This is a genomic window from Flavobacterium sp. (assembly GCF_044368995.1).
Classification (GTDB): Bacteria; Bacteroidota; Bacteroidia; order Flavobacteriales; family Flavobacteriaceae; genus Flavobacterium.
This window is the reverse complement of sequence record NZ_JBIPMS010000016.1, coordinates 1-23,999: the sequence shown is the minus strand read 5'-3', so window position 1 is coordinate 23,999 and position 23,999 is coordinate 1. Positions and strand designations below refer to the sequence as shown.

Below are 23,999 nucleotides of genomic sequence, written 5' to 3'. Positions count from 1 at the left end.
AAAGAAAATAGCACTTTTTTTCGTTTCTGAAGTAGTACTTATTGTCGCGTTATTAGCCAATTCATTTTTAGATGAAACACTACTTTCTTCCGTATTTTGTTTTTGTGTTTCCGTTTCTGATTTTGCTTTAGTAGTAACTATTTCTTCAGTTGCAGGCGTTAACTTTGATTGCTCGTTTTGTTGAAAGAAAACATATCCAACACCCGAAAATAATAAAAATGAAGCCGCAATGCTTAACCAAAAAAAGCGTTTAGGTTGTTTTTTTTCTTCTGCAAGAGTCAACATAGCGTCTAATTTGTTCCAGGCCATTTCGGATGGTTCAATTGTGCGTAAATTGAATTTTTCTTGTATGTTTTTGTTAAAATTATCTTGTTCCATTTTCTTTATTTTTTAATATGGTAATTTGAGATTGCAACATTTTTTTTGCATGTGATAATTGAGATTTTGATGTGCCTTCTGAAATATGTAATAATTCAGCAATTTCATTGTGTTTGTAACCTTCTATAACAAATAAATTAAAAACCATTTTGTAACCTTCAGGCAATTTGTCAATTATAAATTGAATATCGTCTACAGAAAAATCACCTTCCATTTCGTAATTGTCTTCTGCTTCAGAATACAATATGTCTTCAATATTTTTATGATTAAAGCTATTTTTCTTTACTCGTAAATAATCAATACATTCATGAATCATAATACGTTTTATCCAACCTTCAAAACTGCCTATGTTTTCAAATTTCTTCAAATTGGTAAACATTTTCATAAAGCCAGTAAGCATTACATCTTCTGCATGATGCGTGTCTTTTATATATTGTCTGCAAGTACTCAACATTTTAGATGCATATTTTGTGTACAACAAATGTTGTGCTTGGCGATTATTGGCAATCGCTTCACAAATTAGTTGCTGTTCTTCTTTATGCAATGCGATTACTTTCATAGATTTAATTAGTCAATGTGCCAATTTATGTGCTTATTACTATAGACGAGAATGATTTAAAAAAGGTTGCATGGCAATTAGTCAATTTGCCAATTAGACAATGTGTAAATTTATGTGCTTATTTCTACTGACGATTTTATAATTAAAAGGGTTGTATCAAATTGGCTAATTGAACATTGGCTAATTGGCACATTAAAATTATATCTTTCTTTCAATAACGTAATTCACCATCAAAATAAGGGAATCTTTATATATTGATTCAGGAAAATCTTGAATAAGAAGAAGTGCTTCTTGTTGAAATTGCACCATTTTTTGTTCGGCATAAGTTAAACCACCCTGATTTTTAACAAAAGCAATTACTTCTTTGACTCTTTTTTTATCTTTATTGTGATTTTTAATCGAATTGATAATCCAACTTTTTTCTTTTGAAGTGCAATTGTTTAAGGTATGAATTAATGGTAAAGTCATTTTTTGTTCCTTGATGTCAATGCCTGTTGGTTTTCCGATAGCATCTTCCGTATAATCAAATAAATCGTCTTTTACTTGAAACGCCATGCCAATTAATTCGCCAAATTTGCGCATTTTTTCAATAGTTTTCGATTTTTCTGGCGCCACTGCACAAGCTCCTAGTGAACAACAAGCAGCTATTAGCGTAGCTGTTTTTTGCCGAATAATTTCGTAATAAATGTCTTCTGTGATGTCTAGTTTTCTGGCTTTTTCTAGTTGAAGTAATTCGCCTTCACTCATTTCTTTTACGGCTACAGAAATTATTTTCAATAAATCAAAATCGTTATTATCTATCGAAAGTAATAATCCTTTGGAAAGTAAAAAATCACCAACTAATACCCCAATTTTATTTTTCCAAAGTGCGTTTATAGAGAAAAATCCACGTCTTTTATTACTGTCGTCCACCACATCATCGTGTACTAAAGTTGCGGTATGTATAAGTTCAATAACCGATGCGCCTCTGTATGTTCTGTCATTTACTGTGCCACCAGAAATCATTTTGGCAGTTAAGAACACAAACATTGGTCGCATTTGTTTGCCTTTTCGGTTTACAATGTAATGTGTAATACGATTTAATAAGGCGACTTTTGAAGACATAGCTAATTGAAACTTTTTCTCAAAAAGTTCCATCTCGAAAGCTATGGGTTCTTTTATTTGTTCAGTAATTTTCATTACTTCAAAGATACCACACATTAAAGGATTAGAAAAATATTTTTTTACTTTAAACCTTTTTGTTAACTTTGGGTCTAACATATTGAACATTAAATTTTTAAAGATGAAAAAAATAGCAAAATTTTTATTCCCAATTTTAATATTGGTGGCTTTTTCTGCTTGTGAAAAAGAGAATGAAACTACTGTAGATACGTTAACTTCGGAAGACGCATTACTAAGTGCTAAAATTGATATGGCAAGTGACGACATATCAAATATTACAGATCAATTATTTGACAATGTTGATGGAAGTACTATTTCTTATAGAGGTACAAACAATGATAACGCCGTATTTTCAAACTGCGCAACCATCACTAGAGTTCCAGCTTTTGGAACGGTTATCACTCCAGGAACTCAAGTAACAAAAACCATTGATTTTGGAACAACAGGATGTCAATTGAATAATGGAAACATTGTTAAAGGGAAAATTATTATTAGTTTTGTTTATCAACCAACAGCGGTTTCTAATACAGTAACTTATACATTTGATAATTTTTATCACAACAATATAAAATTTGTTGGTACCAAAACATTTACTCGTTCTATGACAGCGGCTACTGCAACATCTGCGCCACACCCTATCGTAGTAATGTTATTGGATATGACAATTACGATGCCCAACGGAGACGTTTACACGCGTGTAGGAACAAGAACAAGAGAATTAGTAGAAGGTTTTAATACACCAATGGTTTTCGTAGATAACATTTATAAAATTACAGGAAACTGGACTACTACACATCCAAACGGAACCGTACAAACTGCAACAATTACTACTCCTTTAAGAGCTAAAATGAGTTGTTTAGTCGTAAATAAACCTTTATTGGTATTAGGAGTAATTACTTTTGTTAAAAATGGCGTAACCGCTACTTTAGATTACGGAAATGGCGATTGTGATAACACAGCCGTATTTACAATCAACGGAGTTTCTTATACAATTACTATTGGTAATTAATTGAAAAAATATAATCATAAAAAAAGAGAAGCATTTGCTTCTCTTTTTTTATGATTTATTAGCAAGTTGACCGCAAGCTGCATCGATGTCTTTTCCTCTGCTTTTTCTGACTTTTACTATAATATTGTTTTTTTCTAAAGCGGCAATATATTCTTTTGTAGCTTGTTCGCTGGCTTGTTGAAAATAGCCATCATCAATTGCGTTGTACTCAATTAAGTTGACTTTACACGGCACATATTTGCAAAATTTTACCAAGGCATCAATAGAAACTTTGTTGTCATTTATATCTTTCCAAACTACATATTCATAGGTAATTTTGCTTTTGGTTTTGGCGTACCAATATTCTAATGCTTCGCGTAATTCGGTTAATGGGAAGTTTTTGGTAAACGGCATAATCTCGTTTCTAGTCGCTTCAATAGCCGAATGTAAAGAAACCGCTAAGTTAAATTTGACTTCATCATCAGCCATTTTTTTAATCATTTTAGAAACTCCAGAAGTAGAAACTGTAATTCGCTTTGGTGACATCCCTAAACCTTCGTTAGACGTAATCATATCGATTGCTTTCATTACGTTGGGGTAATTCATCAAAGGTTCACCCATTCCCATAAAAACAATATTTGAAAGATGTCTGTCATAATACAATTTACTTTCATTATCTATCGCTACCACTTGATCGTAAATTTCACCAGGTGTAAGGTTTCTCATTCGTTTTAATCTTGCAGTAGCGCAAAAATTACAATCTAAACTGCAACCAACTTGACTAGAAACACAAGCAGTTGTTCTGGTTTTGGTTGGAATAAGTACGCTTTCAACAATTAAATCATCGTGTAAACGCACCGCATTTTTTACAGTTCCGTCTTCGCTACGTTGCATCGTATCCACTTTTACGTGATTAATTACGAAATTGGCTTCTAACATAGCGCGAGTTTCTTTAGAAACATTGGTCATGCTTTCAAATGAATGTGCGCTTTTGCTCCACAACCATTCGTAAATTTGATTCCCACGAAACGCTTTATCGCCATTAGTAACAAAGAAATCTCGTAATTGCACTTTAGATAAGGCACGTATGTCTTTTTTTTCTGCTTGCATGGTGCAAAAGTACTACTAATGTGCCAATTAATCAATTTTCAATATGCCAATTTAATTAAACGCTGATTTATTAATTTTAGAAATTTCTTTAATCTGTGTTTAAACAATTGGAATTTGTACTTTTGTACTTTGAAATTTAAACAAATATGCACTTTATATCAGAAGATTTAGAAAATTATGTTGCCAATCATTCGCAGCAAGAACCAGAATTATTGGTGCGATTAAGCAAAGAAACCCACCAGAAAATTTTGCAACCACGAATGTTAAGTGGCCATTTTCAAGGTAGGGTTTTGAGTATGTTATCTAAAATAATAAATCCAAATGCAATTTTAGAAATTGGAACCTATACAGGTTACGCCGCTTTATGTTTGGCAGAAGGTTTACAAGAAAACGGAACGTTAGATACCATTGATATAAATGAAGAGTTAGAAGAAATTCAAAAAAAATATTTTGATTTATCTGAATATTCTCATCAAATTATGCAACATATTGGCGATGCTATTGAAATTATTCCAACTTTAAATAAAAAATTCGATTTGGTTTTTATTGATGCAGATAAAGAAAATTACATTAATTATTTTCATTTAATTGTGCCTTTGATGCACAAAGGTGGTATAATTTTATCTGATAACGTTTTGTGGAGCGGAAAGGTTTTAGAAGAAGTAAAGACTAACGACAAAAGCACGCAAATTTTACTAGATTATAATAAAATTATTAATGAAGATTCTCGTGTAGAAACCGTTTTATTACCCATCCGAGATGGTTTAACGGTTACTCGTGTGTTGTAGGGTTAATCAATTTATTAGAAATTTTATCAAATAAAAAATAGAACAAAATCCCTGTAAAACTACCAAAAACATATCCAGAAATAATATCTAAAGGAAAGTGAAGTCCTAAATAAATTCTACTGTAGGCGAAAATTAAAGGATAAAGAAAAATCAAATAAGTATATTTATAGCATTGTCTTAAAATTAAGTATACAAACATCATAGATGCTGTTGAATTTGATGCGTGTCCAGAAAAATAACTAAACGTATCGCTATCTTTTACAACTCTAATTAAGCCAGCTAATGTATCATCATTACAAGGGCGAATTCGTTGAACTGAAAATTTAATTACATCTGTAATTTCATTAGTAAACGTGATTAAGGCGGCTAGTGTTAGAATAGCTATTCCTAATTTTTTCGTTCCTAATTTTTTAAATAAAATAAAGAGTAAAATTAAAAAAAATGCAATCCAATTGGTTTGTTGGGTAATTAAAAGCCAGAAACTATCAAAAGGTGTAGATCCTAAATTATTAAGAAAAACAAACAATTTTTTATCTAAATGTATTAGGTAATCAAACATTACAATTGACGTTTTATTGGTCCGGTTGCATTTTCAATTTCTTCTTTGATTTCCGTAATTGGATCTGAAATGTCAACAGGATTTATATATTCTGTCATGTTTTTTTTTGCACTTGCAATTTCATCTGAAATGCCGCCAGTTAAACTTTTTAAATCAAGGCCATTTTCTTCTGTGCCTTTTTGGATTTCGTGTTTGATTTCATTGGTGGCGTTTTTTAATTGCGCCATACCTTTGCCCAAAGTTCTTGCAATTTCTGGAATTTTATCTGATCCAAAAAGCATTAGAATTACAAGAATTATAAAAAATATTTCGCCTCCGCCAATACCGAACATAGTTTTGTGTTTTATGAATTACAAAGGTAATAAAAGTTGTTTAATGTTTAATTAAAAAAAATGTCATTCTAAAGTTAAAAAGTTCTGAGTTTGAAAAAGACCCTTCTTGCTTTAGAATGACAAATAAAATGAAAGTTTATTCTTTCGACTTTTGACTTTTGACTTTCGACTTTCGACTCCTTTACTATTTCTTTTCTATTTGTTCAAATTTATCAACAACGGCTTCTTTTGGCCAAGTATTATTAGTAACATCAATGTCAGCTGTTTCTAATTTTGGATCCAATTGAATTTTAATTACTTTTTTTTCAGTTGCAAAAACACGTTTCGCTGTAATATTGTTTCTTCTCCAAATTTGAACTGGAAATTTATGTGTTTCTGAAGTACCATCTTCAAATTGTAATTCAACAATAATTGGCATCATTAAACTTCCTGGTTTGTCAAACTCTACTTCATAAAAGTATTTAGGATTTTTTAATGCTGCTTTTTCTTCCGCACTATAATTTTTGTTTAAGTACTCATTTAAAGCCATTACTTTTTCTGTTTCAAGTGCTGTTTTTGATTCTGGTTTCAATTCTGTACTTTCACTATTTACTAAGTAAATCATAGGACCGCTATTGGGCATTCTTCTACCTCTTCTATTCACAGCTGCAGCAGTTTCTTTAGTGCCATCTTCTGTAACATAAAACTGCTTTACGTTTTTGATACCTAAATCTACCACATCAGTGGCGTAGAACCAACCTTTCCAAAACCAATCTAAATCCACTGCAGAAGCATCTTCCATAGTTCTAAAAAAGTCTTCTGGCGTAGGATGTTTAAATTTCCATCGGGTTGCATAAGTTTTAAATGCGTGGTCAAACAATTCGTGTCCCATAATCGTTTCACGTAAAATATTTAATCCTGTTGCAGGTTTTCCGTAAGCATTTGCACCAAAATTATAAACCACATCACCATGACTCATAATAGGTTCTAAAAACTGTTGGTTTCCTTTCATATAAGGTACAATAGATTTTGCAGGACCTCTATCTGCTGGGAAATTTTTGTCAAATTCTTGTTCGGTTAAATATTCTAAAAAGGTGTTTAAACCTTCATCCATCCAAGTCCATTGTCTTTCATCTGAATTTACAATCATTGGAAAAAAGTTATGTCCTATTTCGTGAATAATTACGCCTAGCATACCGTATTTTACTCTGTCGCTAATTTTTCCATTTTCATCAGGACGACCGAAATTCCAACAAATCATTGGATATTCCATTCCTTGATCTTCAGCAGAAACAGAAATGGCTTTTGGATAAGGATAATCGAATGTATATTTTGAATACGTTTTCAGAGTGTGCGCTACTGCTATTGTAGATAAGTTTTCCCAAAGCGGATTGGCTTCTTTTGGATACATAGAAATGGCCATAGGTTTATTGTTTCCAACTTGAACCGCCATCGCGTCTAAAATAAATTTACGAGAACTTGAAAACCCAAAATCTCTTACATTTTCAGCTTTTAAATGCCAAGTTTTAGTGGTAGTTGCAAAATTTTTCTCTGCAGCAGTTGCTTCCGCTTGCGTTACTATTATTACTGGTTTATCAAAAGAATTTTCAGCCAATTGCCATCTTTTTTCTTGTTCAGCAGAATAGACTTCATTTCTATTTTGTAAAACTCCGGTTCCATCTAAAATATGATCGGCTGGAACGGTAATTTTAACGTCGTAATTTCCAAAAGTTAAAGCAAATTCACTTCTTCCCCAAAATTGCATATTTTGCCAACCTTCAACGTCATTGTACACGCACATTCTTGGGTAAAATTGGGCAATTACATAAATTTTATTTCCATCGGGAAAAACTTCATAACCAGAACGACCATTTCCGCCATCTTTCATGTAATCGTTAATGTTGTACCACCATTTGATTGAAAAAACCACTTTTTCTCCTTTTTTTAGAGCTTTAGGCAAATCAATACGCATCATAGTATTATTGATGGTGTATTTCATAGCGTTACCTTTTTCGTCTTTAACGTATTCTAAGTTAAAACCGCCATCAAAACCTTTACCCATATACGTTTTAGTAAAGTTTTCAGCTGAGGTAGCTTGCGGCATAGTTTGGCTATCAATTAGAGGTGTTTGTGAGTCTCTTCTTGCTATATTTTGGTCCAATTGCACCCATAAATAGTCTAAAGATTCAGGAGCGTTATTGTAATAGGTTACGGTTTCGCTTCCATACATTTTGGACGCTTTATCATCTAATTCTAAATTAATTTTATAATCCGCACGTTGTTGGTAATACGCAGGACCTGGAGCGCCAGAAGCCGTTCGGAACATATTAGGCGTAGCCATTTCGGCATACATTTGACTAAATTTATTGATGTCAGTATGTCCTTGAGGCTCTTTTTTTGTTTCTTGAGCAATTGCAGTAAGAGATGCGAAAATTAATGATGTAATTAAAATTAACTTTTTCATAATTATTTATATTTCAGTTTTTGGTTGGTTTCTGTATTAGTAAACAAAATGGTTTTTTTGTTACCATTAATGTTCAAATGTACTAAATTTTGTTGTTCATCAAAAATATCGGATAAAACATTATTGAAAATATCTAGTGTTTTTACGTTGTCTTTACATGGTATTTTTAAATAACAAATTACAATATTATCTTCTTGCTCTTTAGATAAAAACTGTAATGTTTGAACTTTATTATTAATTTTAATTTTTAATTTTTCTGATAAATAATTAGCAATAAAGGTGTTTGCATCTGATATTTCATCTTTTGTGGTAAGGTAAAAATGTTTGTTATGTTTTTTATATAAAACTTTTTCTAAATCATCAATAAATAACCTTGCTGTAATTTGAACTGCTTTTTTTTCTTTAAAATAATCTATTGTAAAAACCCCAACATAAAATTTATGAAACGTGAAAGCACTAAAAAGAGCAAACAATAGGATAAGCAGACTTAATTTTATTTTATTCATTTTTCTTTGGCTCTAATTCTGTTTTGGGAACAGGGGTATTTTCTTCTGTACTTTTTTCTAGTTCAACAGGTTTTGGATAATAAGGTTGCAAATTTTTCAATTTTAAAAAATCAACTGCTAGCGCGCTCATTCTAAATGAAATTAGCGTCTTGTTTTTCGCTTTGGCGGCGGCTTTTAATTCTTCATCTTCTACAATATAAAAAACAAATCCTGACACATATTCTTCAGGAATGTGAAATTGATTCATAATCAATTCGGAATCAAAGTTAGCGTTTATTTTATATTGTAAAAATTCTTTTCTTTCTACTTCTAATTCTGCTTTTAATTGTTTTGTTCTGCCAGAAATAGCGTTCAATAATGGGTCAATACTAAATGCAGTATTCAGACCAAATTGGCCATTAAAATCGCCAGCTGTTTTTACTCTTCTTTCAGCTGGCGTGTATTTTTTTTGTCCTTTTGGAACCAAACCTAAAGACTCCGCAGTGATGTCATCGGCATTTGTTACCATTATTTCTTTTATATGACGCGTGTAAATGTCTAGTTTTATAAAAAGTAAATCTTTGCCAAAATCTTTTTTTGTAATAATGTGTTTTTTGCCAACTAAATGAATGGCGCTAAACATGATGGTGTCATTTACTTTGGCTTTTATTTTAAAATAGCCGCCGTTTCCTGAAATGGTATTCGTTTTGTTTGAAACGTTTACAATAGTGATACCTTCGTTGTCATTAGTTTCCACAATGATTTTCCCCTTAATTATAGAATCGTTTTGCGAAAATACAATTTGAGCGATTAGTAAAATTAAAATTTGTAAAACGGTTTTCAATTATTTTGCTTTTGGTGTTTCAGGTTGAATAGTTTTCAAATATTCTACTGCTAAATCTGCTAATTTAAACATTTTTGTATATTTATCGGCGCTATTTAATATTTCATATGATTTTTTATCTTCACCAATATAATATAAAAAACCACTGATATAATTTTCTGGAATTTGTAGGGTAGTTATAAAATACGCTTTATCAAATTGATTTCTAATTTTTTCAATCAACATTTCTTTTTTCTCTATTTCTAAATTCCTTTTAAGTTCTTTTCCGTAACCCGTAAATAAATTAATTAAACCACCAATTCCAATTCCTCCCCCACCTGATTTCATTCTTCTTTCTGCTACTGTGTATCTTTTTTGTCCTTTTGGAACCAATCCCAAACTTTCAGCTGTGATAACGGTTTGGTTTGTAATGATTACTTTCTCAATTAATTTGGATCGCGGCGTCATTTTTACAAATAACAAATTTTGTCCAAAATCAGTTGCTGTTATTTTTAATTTAATCACATCAAATTGTAATGACGAAAAAAGTAAGGTGTCATTCACTTTTGCTTTTATCACAAAATAGCCGCCATTTCCGGAAATTGTATTAGTTTTGTTTGAAATATTTACAATAGTTACACCTTCATTATAATTGTTAACCATAACTATTTTTCCTTTAATTATAGAATCGTTTTGTGAAACTACGAATTGAAAGAGAAGCAGTAAAACTATTTGAATGTTTTTTTTGATAATTAAAAGAATTAATTTTTTGTAAAAATAAACGAACAAAATTATAATCGATATAAAATTTTGTTAAGAATAAAGTAAATTTAATAGCACATATGAAAAAGGCGCTTATTGCAAGTACATCAACTGTTTTTGGAGGTACATTTTTAGATTATTTATTGCCAGTTTTAAAAGCACATTTTGCAACCGTTTCAAATTTAGTATTTATACCTTTTGCCAGACCGGGTGGCATTTCTCACGAAGATTATACAGAAAAAGTAAAACCTTTTTTTAAACAATTGAACATAGAAGTAAAAGGAATTTATGAATTTGAAAATCCAATTGAAGCGATACAAAACGCAGAAGCTATTTTTACAGGTGGTGGCAATACGTTTGTTTTGGTTGATATGTTATACAAATACAATTTATTAGATGCTATTCGGGAAGTTGTTGATAACGGGACGCCTTATTTAGGAACTAGTGCAGGAAGCAATATTTTCGGCTTAACGATGGGAACAACTAACGATATGCCAGTTGTATATCCGCCAAGTTTTAGAACATTAGGATTGGTTTCGTTCAATATAAATCCGCATTATTTAGATCCAATTCAAGGTTCGCAATACATGGGAGAAACTAGAGAAACCAGAATAAACGAATTTCATCAATACAATTCGCAACCGGTTTTAGGATTAAGAGAAGGTAGTTGGTTAGAAGTTTTGGGAAATAAAATTACGTTAAAAGGAGATATAACAGCTAGATTATTTCAACAAGGCAAAGAACCAATTGAAATTGAAACTGGAACGGATTTAAGTAATTTAAAATAAAAAAGCCCCAAAAAATTTGAGGCTTTAGAGCGAAAGACGAGGGTCGAACTCGCGACATTCAGCTTGGAAGGCTGACGCTCTACCAACTGAGCTACTTTCGCATGGTAGAATTTTTAAAATTCAATAAGATTTTGAGCGAAAGACGAGGGTCGAACTCGCGACATTCAGCTTGGAAGGCTGACGCTCTACCAACTGAGCTACTTTCGCATTTTTATTTTGGTGAGTGCAAATATAATAGGAAAAACTGATTAATTGCAAGTTTTTTAATAAAAAATAATAAAAATCACAACATACATTCATGTAAATTATTAATTTATAGTGCTTTATGGAGAAAATTACATTTAAAGAAATCAATTATTTAGACACTTTTCCAGTTAGAAGCGCTGTCTTGAGGCAAGGCAAACCTATTGAAACTTGCTTTTTTATAGGAGATGACGCTGTTGACACTATACATTTTGGATTGTTTACTGAAAATAATTTAATCGGAGTGGCTTCTGTTTTTAAAACAAATAATGAAAATTTCGACCAAAAAAATCAATTTCAATTGCGCGGAATGGCCATTTTAGAAGAGTACCAAAGTAGTGGTTTTGGCAAACTGTTGATTAAAGAAATTTTCAATTTTATTAAGATAAATCAAACTGAATTACTTTGGTTTAACGCTAGAGAAACAGCTGTGTCTTTTTATGAAAAACAAGGTTGCATCAAAAAAGGAGCGTCCTTTGAAATTTCTGAGATTGGCACCCATTTTTTAATGTATAAATATTTTGATATTTAATTTGGATTCATTTTTGCTATTGAGCTGTTATGCCAGTTTTTTTAAAATTTATTTTTAGCATTTTATCGACAATTTTGCTTTTATGATTGTAAATTCTTTTTTAAAAACAGCCACTATTTATTTAAATTTCAAAAATTAACAGTTGATAATGAAACAAATTTGGTAATAGTCATACTAATTAATTTTATATATAAAATATTTTATGAAGCCCTTTAAAATTCTTAGTATACTCTTCTTATCTCAAATCTCTTTTGCACAAGAAATGGTAACACCAAATCCATTTTCGACTGTAAATAATAAAAAGGAAATTAGTACTATTAAAACAAAAAATCCTATTAAGATTGACGCTACTCTTAATGAAGAGGATTGGCAAAATGTTCCAATAGCCAAAAACTTTGTAATGTTTAACCAAGATAACGGAAAGCCAGAATTACCTGAACTTCGTACAGAAGTAAAAGTAGTATACGATGATGATGCTATTTACGTAGGCGCTATTTTATATGATAATGAACCTTCAAAAATTTTAAGAGAAATATCAGAAAGAGATAATTTTGGTGTTACAGATTTTTTTGGTGTTTTTATTAATGGTTTTAATGATGGCCAACAAGAATTTAGTTTTTTTGTTAGTGCTTCCGATGGGCAAATGGATTTAGTAAGGACTACTGAAAATGAAGACACTTCATGGGATGCCATATGGGAAAGTAAAGCAAAAATTACAGATATTGGCTGGGTAGTTGAAATGAAAATTCCGTATGCCGCACTTCGTTTTCCTAAAGAAGACATGCAAACTTGGGGTATAAACTTTTTTAGAGAAGTAAGAAGAAACCGACAAATGTTTACTTGGAATCCAGTGGATAATAGCAAAGGATTTTTTACACAACAGGCTGGAATTTTAAAGGGTATTGAAAAAATTAATACGCCAACACGTTTATTTTTGATTCCTTATTCTTCTTTTTATTTAAATAGTCTGGGTAAAGAAAAATCGTTCGGAACTTTAAAAGGGGGTTTAGATTTAAAATACGGTTTGACCGACGCATTTACGTTAGATATGGTTTTGATTCCTGATTTTGGTCAAACAAGATTTGATGACAAAATATTAAATTTGGGTCCTTTTGAACAAATATTTAACGAGAACAGACCTTTTTTTACGGAAGGAACCGATTTGTTTACTAAAGGAGGTTTGTTTTATTCAAGAAGAATTGGACAACGCGCAAGTAAATATCCTGAAATTTCAGTAACTGAAGAAGTAATTGAATTTCCGAACACCATAGATTTGGTAAATGCAGTTAAAATTTCTGGTAGAACAAAAGAAGGTTTAGGAATTGGTTTTTTAAACACGGTTACTAAAAAAACGGATGTTGTTATTAGGGACACAACTACTGGAAATACTAGATCAGAAACCGTTGAGCCTTTGGCAAATTATAATGTTTTAGTTTTAGAACAGCGTTTTAATGGAAATTCTTCCGTATCATTAATTAATACAAATGTAACAAGAAATGGAAATTTTAGAGATGCAAATGTAACTGCTACGACATTCGATTTAAACACCAAAAAAAACACGTTCAATTTAAATGGCGCTTTGAATTATAGTTACGTAAATAATTATGCCAATTTGCCGAATAAAAATGGAATTAAGGCTACTTTAGGATTTGGTGAAACCTCTGGAAAAATTAGGTTTTCAGTTTATGGCGAGTATGTTTCAAAAGAGTATGACAATAATGATTTAGGCGTAAATTTTCAAACCAATTATTATTCCATTAGTGCCAATGCCAATTACAGACTGCTACAATCGACAGAAAAATTAAACTCATTTAGGATAAGTTTAAATACGTTTGCACAATTTGATAAGGCAACTAACTACCTTCAAGAACAAAATTTTAATATCAATATAAATTTAACCAATAAACAAAATCATGCCGCAGGTATTGGAATTAATATAAATCCGTTTGAAAGATATAATTTTTATAATCCTCAAGTCTTAGGGCGATTTGTAGTTTTCCCAAAAAATTATGGAATGTGGGGTTTTATTTCTACCAATTACAACAATAAATTTGCATTTGATATCAATCCAAATATTGGAGTTACAGAAACTAAAGGTTGTTGGTATTGGGGTGTTGAGGTGAGTCCGAGATATCGGTTTAATGATAAATTTTCTTTAATTTATAGAAATAATTTCAATAACGAATACCAAGATTTAGGCCGCGTTGATCGCGTTGGAAATGATATTATTTTTGCAAAAAGAGACAATCAAACTTTTGAAACGAGTTTAGAAGGAAAATATTCCATCACTGCAAAAATGAACTTCGGATTAAAATTAAGACATTATTGGTCGTTTTCCGAAAATAATTCGTACTATAAATTATTAGAAAACGGATATACTGAAGCTTATTCTTACACTGATAATGCCAATCAAAATTTAAATTTATGGAACTTTGACTTGTCTTATAGTTGGTGGTTTGCACCTGGAAGTCAAATGTCTTTTTTATACAGAAATGCTTCAGGAATTTTTCAAAATGCTATTGATAAAAATTTTGTTTATAATACCAAAAAAGTATTTAATCATGAAGATCTAAATCATACTTTCTCTATAAGTATTCGATATTTTATAGATTACAACCAAGCCAAAAACGTATTCAAATCTTAAAATAATACTTTTTATTAATTAAAAGATTCAGAAAACCTTTTCGTTACTAACTTTTTTAAGTCGGCGTTTAAAAATTTAGTAACTTCGTATCTTAAATACTTCATCGATGAACAAAAAAGTAATTTTAATGATTTTGGACGGTTGGGGACATTCTCCAGATCCAAAAGTTTCAGCCATAGATAATGCCACTACGCCATTTATAGATTCGCTATATATAAACTATCCAAATGCCGAATTGCGCACAGACGGACTTCACGTAGGTTTGCCAGAAGGTCAAATGGGAAATTCAGAAGTAGGTCACATGAATTTAGGTGCAGGACGAATTGTATACCAAGATTTAGCTAAAATTAATTTAGCAGTTAAAAATCATACTTTAAAAAATGAAAAGCCTTTACTTGATGCCTTCAATTACGCAAAAAAGAATCATAAAAACGTTCATTTTTTAGGATTGGTTTCAGATGGTGGCGTGCATTCTCACACTTCACATTTACGCGGCTTAATTGAAGCGGCTCAAGAAAATGGCGTATCAAATATGTTTGTTCATGCCTTTACAGATGGGCGAGATGTAGATCCTAAATCAGGAAAAAAATACATACAAGATTTACAAAATTTTCTTTTAAACACGAATGCAAAATTAGCATCAGTGATTGGAAGATATTACGCAATGGACAGAGACAAACGCTGGGAACGCGTTAAATTAGCTTACGATTTACTAGTCAATGGTTTTGGTGAAAAAACTTCAAATTTTGCTGAAAGTATTCAAAAAAGTTATGATAAAAACGTAACAGATGAATTTATTAAACCTTTATTTTCTTCAGAAGGAAAAACGATTCAACCAGATGATGTGGTAATTTTCTTTAATTTCCGAACGGATAGAGGTAGAGAATTAACAGAAGTGCTTTCGCAAAACGATTTTCATGAGCAAAATATGCACAAATTACCATTGTATTATGTTACGTTAACCAATTATGACGACACTTACAAAAACGTTCATGTAATTTACGATAAAGACAATATTACAGAAACATTAGGTGAAGTACTTTCTAAATCAGGAAAAAAACAAATACGAATTGCAGAAACAGAAAAATATCCGCACGTAACTTTTTTCTTTTCGGGTGGAAGAGAAGCACCTTTTGTTGGGGAATCTAGGATATTGAAAAACTCACCAAAAGTAGCCACTTACGATTTACAACCCGAAATGAGTGCTTTTGAATTAAAAGATGCTTTAGTGCCTGAATTACAAAAAGAGGAAGTGGATTTTGTGTGTTTAAATTTCGCAAATGGCGATATGGTTGGTCACACAGGAAGTATGCCAGCAGCTATAAAAGCATGTGAAGCTGTTGATATTTGTGTAAAAGAAATTATTGAGATCGCTTTAGCAAATAATTATACCACAATCGTAATTGCCGACCACGGAAATTGTGAAACCATGATAAATCCAGATGGTTCACCAAATACGGCACATACAACCAATCCAGTACCTGTAATTTTAGTAGATAACGATAAACTACAAATTAAATCAGGGGTTTTAGGAGATATTGCCCCAACAATTTTAGATTTAATGGGAATTGCTAAGCCAGAAGCCATGACGCAGCATTCGTTGTTGTTATAATAAACATACAAACCCTTCAAGAGTTATTAATTTTGAAGGGTTATATTATTTTATAAGTCACTTACTCTTTGTTTTTTTTTCTTAATAATTCAATTACAGCATCAAATTTTGCATTAAATAAATCGAAAATATTTTTCGGTAAACTAATTTTTATTTCGTAGCCATTAATTGAATGGTCATTTTCTTCATGGTTATGGGTAATGCTTATTAAAGGAGTATCCGTTTCAATAATTTCATTTACATTCATATTTAGGGCTTTTGCAAAACGCAACCATTCATCATCAGAAATAGGTATTCTGCCTTTTTCTCTTCTATTGTATTGAGAAGTATCCATAGCTATAAGTTCTGAAAATTCCGCTTGTGTGAATTTACTTTTTCTAGCATTTTTTAGTTTTTCTTTGGGTTTTAATAACATAATGTAGATTTTGGGATAATCAAAAATAAGAAAAAAAACAAACAAAAAAAACAAGTAAAACAAAAAAATTGTGCAATTTGAAAACAAATTGCAAACAATTAGCACAATAAATTCACATTTTTTAATAAAAATAAACTTCTCAAATTTGTCATAACAAAAATATCTCGAGAAATATTTTTTGATTTAACAATTTAATTTATTAATTTTAAAACTTATTAAAAATGAAAAAGTTATTATTTGGCTTATTAGCCACAGTATTATTTGCAGGAGTTACAAACGCACAAGACGAAGTGCCTGTTGAAGGATTAACAGTTGAATATTATAATTATGTGTTTAAGCAAAGTCCTATAGGAAAAGAGACTAAGGTAATAAATGTCTCTAATTTATCTAAAGATAGCTATGAAAAAATTGTTAAATATATGCCAGAAGTCAGCTTTAATGATTCTAAATATGCAACAATTATTGATTTATTGCACAATGGTGAAAAGAAGACTATAATTGTTATACCTTTTTCGGATGGTAGTTCTTCAATTGGGTTTCTTCAAAATGATAATCTAGATGAAATTACACCAATTAAATTTACAATCGAAAAGGATGGAACATACAAATATGAGCCATTTGCTGCAAGACGAGGTACTCGTGTTACTAGAGATGATTGTGAAAGAGGTGCCGGAAAAGTCATAAATTTAGGTGGTGCATTTGCTTCATTATCACTAATCGGTTGCGTACCTTGCGGATTTGCAGGAGGAGCTGTTGCTGGTATTGCAATGGCAATGAGTTTGTTTTGTTAAATTAAAAAATTAAAATATGAAGAAATATAATGCATACCATTTTGTTATTATCTTGGGATTAATTGCAGGTATAATATCACTTATTAGATCATTAAAAGCTCCTGATATACAGACAGTTTTTTCAACCATTATAATCGTGATTTTTGGGATAATATTTAATAAATATAAGCCTTAATGAGATTTCTAATATTTTACTATGTATTGTGTTTACTTTTAGTATTTATTTTTGCAAATCGTAACAATTTATTTTTAAGTATTAGTGAAATTTAAAGTATTTTTATTCTTGTTTTTCTCCAACTTCATTCAAGCCCAAACACTTGAAACATTGATAAAAGGCGGAGAACTATTGGTAACAGGAATTTCAATTTTTAAAACTACAAAACTAACAGAATCTCAAGACAAAAAAGTTGATAGTAAATTTGTAGCTACGGTTTGTGTGAAAAACAAATTAGTGGAGAAAATTACTGTTAAACTTGACGGAAAAGATTCTGAAGGCACAAAAGTTACAAAAGAATTGGTAGTTCAAAATGACGGAAAAGAATGTGTTTTCGAAATACCGAAAGGCATTTATACTTACGAAATTATACTCTCAAACAAAGAGGTCTTTAAAAAAGGCGAGTATAAATTTGAAGAAGAAATAACTATTATGGTTAATAAAGAATAAAATAAAACCCAAATAAGAAATTAAACTTATTTGGGTTTTTTCATATAACAATATAAAATCCGCTTAAATCCGTAAAATCTGCGTACCTATTATTAAAAATCGGATCCAGTAAATAAATTTTGATTTACTTCTTCAATATAAGTCAAAATTTCTTCTTTACCCAAAGCACTTTCTGCTGAAGTTACAAAATACTGTGGCATTTCTGCCCAATCGTTGGCTAATAAATTTTTCTTGTACGCTTCCACGTGTTTGTGAATATGTGTTTTTCCTAACTTGTCGGCTTTTGTAAAAACAATACAAAATGGAATTTCACTTTCGCCTAAATATTCAATAAATTCTGTATCAATTTTTTGTGGTTCGTGTCTAATATCTACCAAAACAAACGCACAAATAAGTTGTTCTCTTGTTTCAAAATAATCGGTAATAAATTGTTGAAATATTGCTTTTGTTGTCTTAGAAACTTTTGCGTATCCATAACCTGGTAAATCTACTAAATGCCAGTTTTTGTTAATTAAAAAGTGGTTTATTAATTGCGTTTTTCCTGGCCTTCCAGAAGTTTTGGCAAGGTTTTTATGGTTGGTAATCATGTTAATTAATGATGATTTTCCAACATTAGAACGTCCAATAAAAGCGTATTCTGGAATTCTGTCTTTCGGACATTTTTCCACGACAGAATTACTAATTACAAATTCGGCGGTATTAATTTTCATTTGATGTATAGTATTAAAAGCTACTCAAAACATTGACGTAGGATATTTTTCTCTTCACAAAAAGAGAATTTATAATTTTTTCTCGCTAAGCCATCCAAATAACAAATCATTAAATTGATCTGGTTCTTCCATCATGGCGGCATGACCGCATTTATCAATCCAATATAAATCTGAATTAGGGAGTAGTTTTTTAAATTCTTCCGCAACTTCTGGCGGAGTTACTTTATCTTGTTTTCCCCAAATAATACAAGTTGGCACATGCATTTTTGGTAAGTCTTTAGCCATATTATGACGGATAGCACTTTTGGCTATAGTTAACGTTTTCAACAATTTAATTCTGTCATTCACGGTTGCAAAAACCTCGTCAATTATTTCTTTTGTGGCCACTTCGGGATTATAAAATACATCTTCTGCTTTTCTTCTAATGTATTCATAATCACCACGTTTTGGGTAACTTTCACCCATGGCACTTTCATATAAACCCGAACTTCCGGTAATTACTAATCCTCTTACTAATTCAGGATATTGTTTTGTAAAATATAAACCAATGTGTCCGCCTAAAGAATTCCCTACTAAAATTACACGTTCTAATCCTTTGAAAGTAATAAAATCTTTTACATATCTGGCGAATGCTTTTACATTAGTTTTTAATAAACTTTGTGAATAAATAGGCAATTCAGGAATAATTACTTTGTAACCTTTTTTTGGAAAGTAATTGGCCACGCCATCAAAATTACTTAAGCCGCCCATCAGACCATGTAAAACAATGATTGGTGTGCCTTCTCCAGCTTCAAAATAAGTATATTTTTTTTCTTTCTTAATCATAAAAACGTATTCGTGTTCAAAAATCTAATAATTACAAAAATACATTTTTTTTTCACATTTGATTCATATTTAAGATTATTAAATTGTTTCCTGTCTAAATCCCTAATTCTCAAATTGTTTTGAGAATATTAACTGAAATTAACAGTGTTTTTTCAATAATAGCTACCATAGTTAAAAACTTAATTTCTTTGTCAATATCTGTATTTTCAGCCCATAAGTGGTAATTCTATCATTTTTTCATAAAAACTTATTAACAAAGTGGTATTTTGTGGTAAAAAGTGGTAAAATATTTTTTAAATTTGTCTCAATAATAATTCATTTATAAAAGTTGAATACATTTTTAGGAACATACGAGTGCAAAGTTGATGCAAAAGGAAGGTTAATGGTACCTGCGCCTCTTAAGAAACAACTGGGTAATTTTGAAGAAGGTTTTGTATTAAAGCGATCCGTTTTTCAGCCTTGCTTAGAATTGTATCCCATGAAGGAATGGAACGAGGTTATGCAGAAAATCAACAAGTTAAATCGCTTTGTTAAAAAGAACAACGATTTTATTAGAGCATTTACCGCTGGTGTAAGAGTGGTTGAAATTGATGCAACAGGAAGGTTATTAATCCCGAAAGATTTGGTGTTGTTTTCTAAAATAGATAAAGATATTGTATTGTCATCTGCCGTTTCGATAATTGAAATTTGGGATAAAAATTTATACGAATCTGCATTAGATCATGCGATGGTTGATTTTGCAGATTTAGCCGAAGAAGTAATGGGTAACCAAAATGACGCTGAAGATGGAATATCATAACCCGGTTCTTTTAAAAGAAACGGTTGCCGGTTTAAATATTAAACCAGACGGAATTTACGTTGATGTCACTTTTGGCGGCGGCGGACATTCTAAAGAAATAATGAAACATTTAGGGCCAAACGGAAAATTGTTTGGTTTTGATCAGGATACTGACGCATTGGTAAATACTATAGATGATGAACGATTTGTTTTAATCAATGAAAATTTCAGATTTATTAAAAGGTTCTTACGTTTTTATGGTGTCAAACAGGTAGACGGAATTTTAGCCGATTTTGGTGTTTCTTCCCATCAATTTGATGTAGCACATAGAGGTTTTTCTACACGATTTGATGGTGCTTTAGATATGAGAATGAACCAGAATGACACGCTTTCTGCGTATGAAGTGGTAAATGATTATGCAGAAAATGAATTAAAACGAGTTTTTGTAGATTTTGGTGAATTGAAGAACGGTGGGGCAATGGCAAATGTTATTGTTGCCGCTAGAACGGATATGAAAATTAAAAATTCGGAGCAGTTGAAAGATGTTTTGTCTCGCTTTTTACCAGGTCATAAAGCAAATAAAATATTAGCTCAAATTTATCAAGCCATCCGCATTGAAGTAAACCAGGAAATTGAAGTTTTGAAAGAATTTTTAATTCAAACAGAAGAATTATTAGTTTCCGGAGGAAGATTGAGTGTCCTTTCTTATCATTCTTTAGAAGACAGATTGGTAAAAAGATTTATAAGAAATGGCATGTTTGAAGGGGAACCAGAACGCGACTTTTTTGGAAATTTTGAAGTGCCGTTTAAAAGTATTGAAAAGTTAATTGTGCCTTCAGCCGCAGAAATTGAAATTAACAATAGATCTAGAAGCGCAAAACTTCGTGTAGCAGAAAAAAAATAATGGCAAAAGAAAGCAGTATATATAGTCTATTAAAAGCGAAATTCTTAATTGATGATGATGCGCTAAAAACTTGGAAATTTATAATTTTCGTTTTTTCACTAGCTATGTTAATGGTTTATTTTAACCACAACTACGATGAAAAAAATTATAGAATTACAAGTTTAACTAATGAAGTAAAAGAATTGCGATCAAAATTTGTAGATACACGTTCTGAATTAATGAAATTAAAAATGGAGTCAACTGTTTCAAAAAAAATGGAAACAAGGCAAATTATTCCTTCCACAGTTCCTCCAAAAAAAATTGTAATACGTAAACCAGCAGAAAAAAGTTTTATAGATAAATTAAAAATATGGCAATAAAAAACGACAATATAATTTCTTACCGACTAGCATTTGTGGTGGTTTGCGTTGTTGCTTTTTCTTTTGCAATTGCTATTAAATTATTTAACATACAATGGGTTGGTGGCGATTATTATAGAGATTTAGCCAAACAACGCACCGTTAAAAATTTCGAAATTCCTGCCAATAAAGGAAATATTTATTCTTCAGACGGGAGTTTATTAGCCACTTCTATTCCTGAATATACCATTCGTTTTGATGCAGTGACACCATCAGATGAAAATTTTGAAAAATATTATGTTGGTTTATCAGACTCTTTAGCCAAGTTAGTAGGAAAATCTTCTGGGGAGTTTCAAAGAGAATTACGAAAAGCAAAAAACACTAAAAATAGGTATTTTTTAGTGGCAAAAAAATTAACATTTACAGAATACATGCGCGTAAAGCAGTTTCCGCTTTTCAGGTTAGGCGCGAATAAAGGCGGCATAATAGCCGAACAGCAAACGGTGCGTAAACATCCTGTAGGCCTAATTGCAAACAGAACTATTGGTTATGAACGCGATGGTAATCAAGGGAAAGGTTTAGAATACGCATTTCGTAAATACTTAAATGGAACTAACGGCCACCATTGGATGCAAAAAATTGCAAAAAATCAGTGGAAACCTATTTCTGATATTAATGAATTAGATCCAGTAGATGGGTACGATGTAATTTCAACTATTGATGTATTTATTCAAGACATTGCGCATCATGCATTATTAAAACAATTAGAGTTTTATAAAGCAGATCATGGTTGTGTAGTAGTTATGGAATCCAATACGGGTTATATAAAAGCCATTTCAAATTTAGGAAAATCGGAAGATGGAACGTATTTTGAATCTCAAAATTATGCACTTACAGAATCTCATGAACCTGGCTCTACCTTTAAATTAATCGATTTAATTGCTCTAATTGATGATAAAAAGGCAGATACTAGCTCGGTATACAATTCTAATGGGGGTTTAGTTATGATTCAAGGTAGACCTGTTAAAGATTCAAATCATCACGGTTACGGAATAGCCTCATTAGCAAAAGGTTTTGAAGTATCTTCAAACACCATTTTGGTACAAGCAACTTACAAAGCTTATAAAAACAATCCATGGCAATTTATCAACAGAATTAATAGTTATGGATTAAATAAAAAACAGGGTTTACAAATTAAAGGAGAAGGACAACCTATAATTCCACAACCTGGATCTAAAAATTGGTATGGTACCACTTTACCCTGGATGGCATTTGGTTATGGCGTTTCTATGACCCCTTTACAAGCACTTTCCATGTATAATGCAGTTGCAAATAATGGCAAAATGTTAAAACCAATTTTTGTGAGCGAAATAAAAGAGTGGAATAAAACCATTAAAAAATTCGATCCAGAGGTAATTAACCCGAAAATATGTTCCGATGAAACTTTGTTAAAAGTTAGAAAAGTATTGGAAAACGTAGTAAAAAACGGAACAGGAAAAGGTTTGTATTCAGCAGATTTTTCTATGGCAGGAAAAACAGGAACCGCTCAGGTAGATTACAGTAAAGCAGAAATGTCATATGCTTCTTCATTTGTTGGATATTTTCCTGCAGATCAACCAAAATATTCTTGCATTGTGGTAGTCCATAATCCAGATAAATCAAAAGGATATTATGGTGCCGATGTGGCAGGACCAGTTTTTAAAAGAATTGCACAAAAAATATTTACAGATGTACCAAGTACAAATAAATTTAAAAACATAAAATTAAAAAGTCCCAAACAAGAAGTATTATATCGTGAATTTGAAAAAAAATCGCAAGGTAACACAAACATTATGCCAAATCTTGAAGGAATGGCCGGCATGGATGCCGTTTCTTTATTAGAAAATTTAGGATTAAAAGTAACATTTACAGGAGTTGGAAAAGTAAAAAAACAATCCATAAATCCGGGTGCAGCGTTTAAGAAAAACCAAATTATAACAATAGAATTATCGTGAGCTTATTAAAAGAAATATTATATAAAGTAACAATTGAATCGGTTCACGGTACTACAGATTTGGCTATAGAAAAAATTGAGTTTGATTCTAGAAAGGTTTTAAAAAACGATGTTTTTGTAGCAATAAAAGGTTCGCTTTCAGATGGCCATCTATTTATTGATAAAGCCATTTCTTTAGGGGCAATTGTTGTAGTTTGTGAAGATTTACCAGCGGCCTTATTAGAAAATATTACCTACGTGAAGGTGAAAAATGCTAATCAAGCATTAGCGTTTTTATCAGCAAATTATTTCGATAATCCATCGAAAAAACTAAAATTAATTGGGATTACAGGCACAAACGGAAAAACTACAATTGCCTCGTTATTGTATCAAAT

Annotated in this window: 25 protein-coding genes, 2 tRNA genes and 1 pseudogene; 13 read left to right on the top strand and 15 right to left on the bottom strand. The window is 31.2% G+C overall.

Translation table 11 applies throughout. From position 1 onward, the window contains the following. The 3 genes and pseudogenes from ACIQ2I_RS02650 to ACIQ2I_RS02640 all read right to left on the bottom strand — a co-directional run. Positions 1–378 (bottom strand): annotated as a pseudogene (locus tag ACIQ2I_RS02650) (hypothetical protein); the annotation flags it as partial. Next, positions 365–937, bottom strand: a complete 573-nt coding sequence (locus ACIQ2I_RS02645; RefSeq protein ID WP_396180886.1) for an RNA polymerase sigma factor — start codon at positions 935–937, stop codon at positions 365–367. The gene ACIQ2I_RS02645 and the pseudogene ACIQ2I_RS02650, both read right to left, overlap by 14 nt. A 198-nt stretch (positions 938–1,135) precedes the next feature. Continuing rightward, the gene (locus ACIQ2I_RS02640) at positions 1,136–2,116 is read right to left on the bottom strand and encodes a polyprenyl synthetase family protein (RefSeq protein WP_396180885.1); all 981 of its coding nucleotides are present in this window, start codon (positions 2,114–2,116) and stop codon (positions 1,136–1,138) included. Between the two features lie 103 nt (positions 2,117–2,219). On the opposite strand from ACIQ2I_RS02640, the gene ACIQ2I_RS02635 reads away from it, so the two are divergent. Continuing rightward, the gene (locus tag ACIQ2I_RS02635) at positions 2,220–3,107 is read left to right on the top strand and encodes a hypothetical protein (RefSeq protein WP_396180884.1); all 888 of its coding nucleotides are present in this window, start codon (positions 2,220–2,222) and stop codon (positions 3,105–3,107) included. A gap of 48 nt (positions 3,108–3,155) precedes the next feature. On the opposite strand, the gene rlmN is transcribed toward ACIQ2I_RS02635, so the two are convergent. After that, positions 3,156–4,196, bottom strand: a complete 1,041-nt coding sequence (rlmN, locus tag ACIQ2I_RS02630) for a 23S rRNA (adenine(2503)-C(2))-methyltransferase RlmN (protein ID WP_396180883.1) — start codon at positions 4,194–4,196, stop codon at positions 3,156–3,158. A gap of 146 nt (positions 4,197–4,342) precedes the next feature. Between rlmN and ACIQ2I_RS02625 the strand changes: the two genes are divergently transcribed. Further along, positions 4,343–4,984, top strand: coding sequence for an O-methyltransferase (locus ACIQ2I_RS02625; protein ID WP_396180882.1), 642 nt, complete (start codon positions 4,343–4,345; stop codon positions 4,982–4,984). On the opposite strand, the gene ACIQ2I_RS02620 is transcribed toward ACIQ2I_RS02625, so the two are convergent. The 6 genes from ACIQ2I_RS02620 to ACIQ2I_RS02595 all read right to left on the bottom strand — a co-directional run bounded on the left by ACIQ2I_RS02620 (position 4,968) and on the right by ACIQ2I_RS02595 (position 10,289). Further along, the gene (locus ACIQ2I_RS02620; RefSeq protein WP_396180881.1) at positions 4,968–5,543 is read right to left on the bottom strand and encodes a phosphatase PAP2 family protein; all 576 of its coding nucleotides are present in this window, start codon (positions 5,541–5,543) and stop codon (positions 4,968–4,970) included. The genes ACIQ2I_RS02625 and ACIQ2I_RS02620 overlap by 17 nt on opposite strands. Beyond that, on the bottom strand, positions 5,543–5,875 hold the full coding sequence (locus tag ACIQ2I_RS02615; protein ID WP_396180880.1) for a twin-arginine translocase TatA/TatE family subunit: 333 nt from the start codon (positions 5,873–5,875) through the stop codon (positions 5,543–5,545). Before ACIQ2I_RS02615 ends, ACIQ2I_RS02620 begins: the two co-directional genes overlap by 1 nt. Before the next feature lie 184 nt (positions 5,876–6,059). Continuing rightward, positions 6,060–8,318 carry a M1 family metallopeptidase gene (locus ACIQ2I_RS02610; protein WP_396180879.1) on the bottom strand — a complete coding sequence of 753 codons (2,259 nt, stop codon included), beginning with the start codon at positions 8,316–8,318 and terminating at the stop codon, positions 6,060–6,062. Between the two features lie 2 nt (positions 8,319–8,320). Next, on the bottom strand, positions 8,321–8,824 hold the full coding sequence (locus ACIQ2I_RS02605; protein WP_396180878.1) for a DUF6702 family protein: 504 nt from the start codon (positions 8,822–8,824) through the stop codon (positions 8,321–8,323). Next, positions 8,817–9,647 carry a hypothetical protein gene (locus ACIQ2I_RS02600; protein WP_396180877.1) on the bottom strand — a complete coding sequence of 277 codons (831 nt, stop codon included), beginning with the start codon at positions 9,645–9,647 and terminating at the stop codon, positions 8,817–8,819. The genes ACIQ2I_RS02605 and ACIQ2I_RS02600 overlap by 8 nt, the downstream gene beginning before the upstream one ends. Next, complete coding sequence (locus ACIQ2I_RS02595; RefSeq protein WP_396180876.1) at positions 9,648–10,289, bottom strand: hypothetical protein; 642 nt, start codon at positions 10,287–10,289, stop codon at positions 9,648–9,650. 179 nt (positions 10,290–10,468) lie between these two features. Between ACIQ2I_RS02595 and pepE the strand changes: the two genes are divergently transcribed. Then, the gene (gene pepE, locus ACIQ2I_RS02590; protein WP_396180875.1) at positions 10,469–11,176 is read left to right on the top strand and encodes a dipeptidase PepE; all 708 of its coding nucleotides are present in this window, start codon (positions 10,469–10,471) and stop codon (positions 11,174–11,176) included. A gap of 28 nt (positions 11,177–11,204) precedes the next feature. On the opposite strand, the gene ACIQ2I_RS02585 is transcribed toward pepE, so the two are convergent. Beyond that, positions 11,205–11,277: transfer RNA gene (locus ACIQ2I_RS02585), tRNA-Gly, on the bottom strand. A gap of 33 nt (positions 11,278–11,310) precedes the next feature. Then, a tRNA-Gly gene (locus tag ACIQ2I_RS02580) sits at positions 11,311–11,383 on the bottom strand. Between the two features lie 118 nt (positions 11,384–11,501). Between ACIQ2I_RS02580 and ACIQ2I_RS02575 the strand changes: the two genes are divergently transcribed. The 3 genes from ACIQ2I_RS02575 (at position 11,502) to gpmI (ending at position 16,207) form a co-directional block, all read left to right on the top strand. Then, positions 11,502–11,951, top strand: coding sequence for a GNAT family N-acetyltransferase (locus ACIQ2I_RS02575; RefSeq protein ID WP_396180874.1), 450 nt, complete (start codon positions 11,502–11,504; stop codon positions 11,949–11,951). 202 nt (positions 11,952–12,153) lie between these two features. After that, positions 12,154–14,595, top strand: a complete 2,442-nt coding sequence (locus ACIQ2I_RS02570; RefSeq protein ID WP_396180873.1) for a DUF5916 domain-containing protein — start codon at positions 12,154–12,156, stop codon at positions 14,593–14,595. 106 nt (positions 14,596–14,701) lie between these two features. Next, the gene (gene gpmI / locus ACIQ2I_RS02565; protein ID WP_396180872.1) at positions 14,702–16,207 is read left to right on the top strand and encodes a 2,3-bisphosphoglycerate-independent phosphoglycerate mutase; all 1,506 of its coding nucleotides are present in this window, start codon (positions 14,702–14,704) and stop codon (positions 16,205–16,207) included. Positions 16,208–16,268: 61 nt separating this feature from the next. On the opposite strand, the gene ACIQ2I_RS02560 is transcribed toward gpmI, so the two are convergent. After that, on the bottom strand, positions 16,269–16,622 hold the full coding sequence (locus ACIQ2I_RS02560) for a helix-turn-helix domain-containing protein (protein ID WP_396180871.1): 354 nt from the start codon (positions 16,620–16,622) through the stop codon (positions 16,269–16,271). A 221-nt stretch (positions 16,623–16,843) separates the two neighbouring features. On the opposite strand from ACIQ2I_RS02560, the gene ACIQ2I_RS02555 reads away from it, so the two are divergent. Both ACIQ2I_RS02555 and ACIQ2I_RS02550 read left to right on the top strand, forming a co-directional pair. Then, entirely contained in the window at positions 16,844–17,413 is a 570-nt protein-coding gene (locus ACIQ2I_RS02555; protein ID WP_396180870.1) for a hypothetical protein, read from the top strand. Between the two features lie 259 nt (positions 17,414–17,672). Further along, the gene (locus ACIQ2I_RS02550) at positions 17,673–18,077 is read left to right on the top strand and encodes a hypothetical protein (protein WP_396180869.1); all 405 of its coding nucleotides are present in this window, start codon (positions 17,673–17,675) and stop codon (positions 18,075–18,077) included. Between the two features lie 92 nt (positions 18,078–18,169). On the opposite strand, the gene yihA is transcribed toward ACIQ2I_RS02550, so the two are convergent. Together yihA and ACIQ2I_RS02540 are read right to left on the bottom strand one after the other, a co-directional pair. After that, positions 18,170–18,787 (bottom strand): ribosome biogenesis GTP-binding protein YihA/YsxC, encoded by a 618-nt coding sequence (gene yihA / locus ACIQ2I_RS02545; protein WP_396180868.1) that lies wholly within the window; start codon positions 18,785–18,787, stop codon positions 18,170–18,172. A gap of 69 nt (positions 18,788–18,856) precedes the next feature. Beyond that, positions 18,857–19,612 carry an alpha/beta fold hydrolase gene (locus ACIQ2I_RS02540; RefSeq protein WP_396180867.1) on the bottom strand — a complete coding sequence of 252 codons (756 nt, stop codon included), beginning with the start codon at positions 19,610–19,612 and terminating at the stop codon, positions 18,857–18,859. Between the two features lie 328 nt (positions 19,613–19,940). On the opposite strand from ACIQ2I_RS02540, the gene mraZ reads away from it, so the two are divergent. The 5 genes from mraZ to ACIQ2I_RS02515 form a co-directional block, all read left to right on the top strand. Beyond that, a complete protein-coding gene (mraZ, locus tag ACIQ2I_RS02535; RefSeq protein ID WP_396180866.1) occupies positions 19,941–20,411 on the top strand; it encodes a division/cell wall cluster transcriptional repressor MraZ in 471 nt (156 codons plus the stop codon). Next, positions 20,386–21,294: a 16S rRNA (cytosine(1402)-N(4))-methyltransferase RsmH gene (gene rsmH, locus ACIQ2I_RS02530; protein WP_396180865.1), complete on the top strand. Its 909-nt coding sequence runs from the start codon at positions 20,386–20,388 to the stop codon at positions 21,292–21,294. Before mraZ ends, rsmH begins: the two co-directional genes overlap by 26 nt. Beyond that, the gene (locus ACIQ2I_RS02525; RefSeq protein WP_396180864.1) at positions 21,294–21,653 is read left to right on the top strand and encodes an FtsL-like putative cell division protein; all 360 of its coding nucleotides are present in this window, start codon (positions 21,294–21,296) and stop codon (positions 21,651–21,653) included. The genes rsmH and ACIQ2I_RS02525 overlap by 1 nt, the downstream gene beginning before the upstream one ends. Further along, positions 21,644–23,626 carry a penicillin-binding protein gene (locus ACIQ2I_RS02520; RefSeq protein ID WP_396180863.1) on the top strand — a complete coding sequence of 661 codons (1,983 nt, stop codon included), beginning with the start codon at positions 21,644–21,646 and terminating at the stop codon, positions 23,624–23,626. Before ACIQ2I_RS02525 ends, ACIQ2I_RS02520 begins: the two co-directional genes overlap by 10 nt. After that, positions 23,623–23,999: Mur ligase domain-containing protein (locus tag ACIQ2I_RS02515; RefSeq protein ID WP_396180862.1), on the top strand; the 377-nt coding region annotated here is incomplete at its 3' end. The genes ACIQ2I_RS02520 and ACIQ2I_RS02515, both read left to right, overlap by 4 nt.

Excerpts from the sequence above, each read along its gene's own strand:
- pepE (WP_396180875.1), top strand. The coding sequence starts at position 10,469 with ATGAAAAAGGCGCTTATTGCAAGTACATCAACTGTTTTTGGAGGTACA.
- gpmI (WP_396180872.1), top strand. The coding sequence starts at position 14,702 with ATGAACAAAAAAGTAATTTTAATGATTTTGGACGGTTGGGGACATTCT.
- ACIQ2I_RS02615 (WP_396180880.1), bottom strand. The coding sequence starts at position 5,875 with ATGTTCGGTATTGGCGGAGGCGAAATATTTTTTATAATTCTTGTAATT.
- rlmN (WP_396180883.1), bottom strand. The coding sequence starts at position 4,196 with ATGCAAGCAGAAAAAAAAGACATACGTGCCTTATCTAAAGTGCAATTA.
- ACIQ2I_RS02620 (WP_396180881.1), bottom strand. The coding sequence starts at position 5,543 with ATGTTTGATTACCTAATACATTTAGATAAAAAATTGTTTGTTTTTCTT.
- ACIQ2I_RS02605 (WP_396180878.1), bottom strand. The coding sequence starts at position 8,824 with ATGAATAAAATAAAATTAAGTCTGCTTATCCTATTGTTTGCTCTTTTT.
- ACIQ2I_RS02540 (WP_396180867.1), bottom strand. The coding sequence starts at position 19,612 with ATGATTAAGAAAGAAAAAAAATATACTTATTTTGAAGCTGGAGAAGGC.
- ACIQ2I_RS02525 (WP_396180864.1), top strand. The coding sequence starts at position 21,294 with ATGGCAAAAGAAAGCAGTATATATAGTCTATTAAAAGCGAAATTCTTA.
- ACIQ2I_RS02555 (WP_396180870.1), top strand. The coding sequence starts at position 16,844 with ATGAAAAAGTTATTATTTGGCTTATTAGCCACAGTATTATTTGCAGGA.
- ACIQ2I_RS02560 (WP_396180871.1), bottom strand. The coding sequence starts at position 16,622 with ATGTTATTAAAACCCAAAGAAAAACTAAAAAATGCTAGAAAAAGTAAA.
- ACIQ2I_RS02570 (WP_396180873.1), top strand. The coding sequence starts at position 12,154 with ATGAAGCCCTTTAAAATTCTTAGTATACTCTTCTTATCTCAAATCTCT.
- yihA (WP_396180868.1), bottom strand. The coding sequence starts at position 18,787 with ATGAAAATTAATACCGCCGAATTTGTAATTAGTAATTCTGTCGTGGAA.
- ACIQ2I_RS02635 (WP_396180884.1), top strand. The coding sequence starts at position 2,220 with ATGAAAAAAATAGCAAAATTTTTATTCCCAATTTTAATATTGGTGGCT.
- ACIQ2I_RS02610 (WP_396180879.1), bottom strand. The coding sequence starts at position 8,318 with ATGAAAAAGTTAATTTTAATTACATCATTAATTTTCGCATCTCTTACT.
- rsmH (WP_396180865.1), top strand. The coding sequence starts at position 20,386 with ATGACGCTGAAGATGGAATATCATAACCCGGTTCTTTTAAAAGAAACG.
- ACIQ2I_RS02625 (WP_396180882.1), top strand. The coding sequence starts at position 4,343 with ATGCACTTTATATCAGAAGATTTAGAAAATTATGTTGCCAATCATTCG.
- ACIQ2I_RS02640 (WP_396180885.1), bottom strand. The coding sequence starts at position 2,116 with ATGAAAATTACTGAACAAATAAAAGAACCCATAGCTTTCGAGATGGAA.
- ACIQ2I_RS02520 (WP_396180863.1), top strand. The coding sequence starts at position 21,644 with ATGGCAATAAAAAACGACAATATAATTTCTTACCGACTAGCATTTGTG.
- ACIQ2I_RS02645 (WP_396180886.1), bottom strand. The coding sequence starts at position 937 with ATGAAAGTAATCGCATTGCATAAAGAAGAACAGCAACTAATTTGTGAA.
- ACIQ2I_RS02575 (WP_396180874.1), top strand. The coding sequence starts at position 11,502 with ATGGAGAAAATTACATTTAAAGAAATCAATTATTTAGACACTTTTCCA.
- ACIQ2I_RS02595 (WP_396180876.1), bottom strand. The coding sequence starts at position 10,289 with ATGGTTAACAATTATAATGAAGGTGTAACTATTGTAAATATTTCAAAC.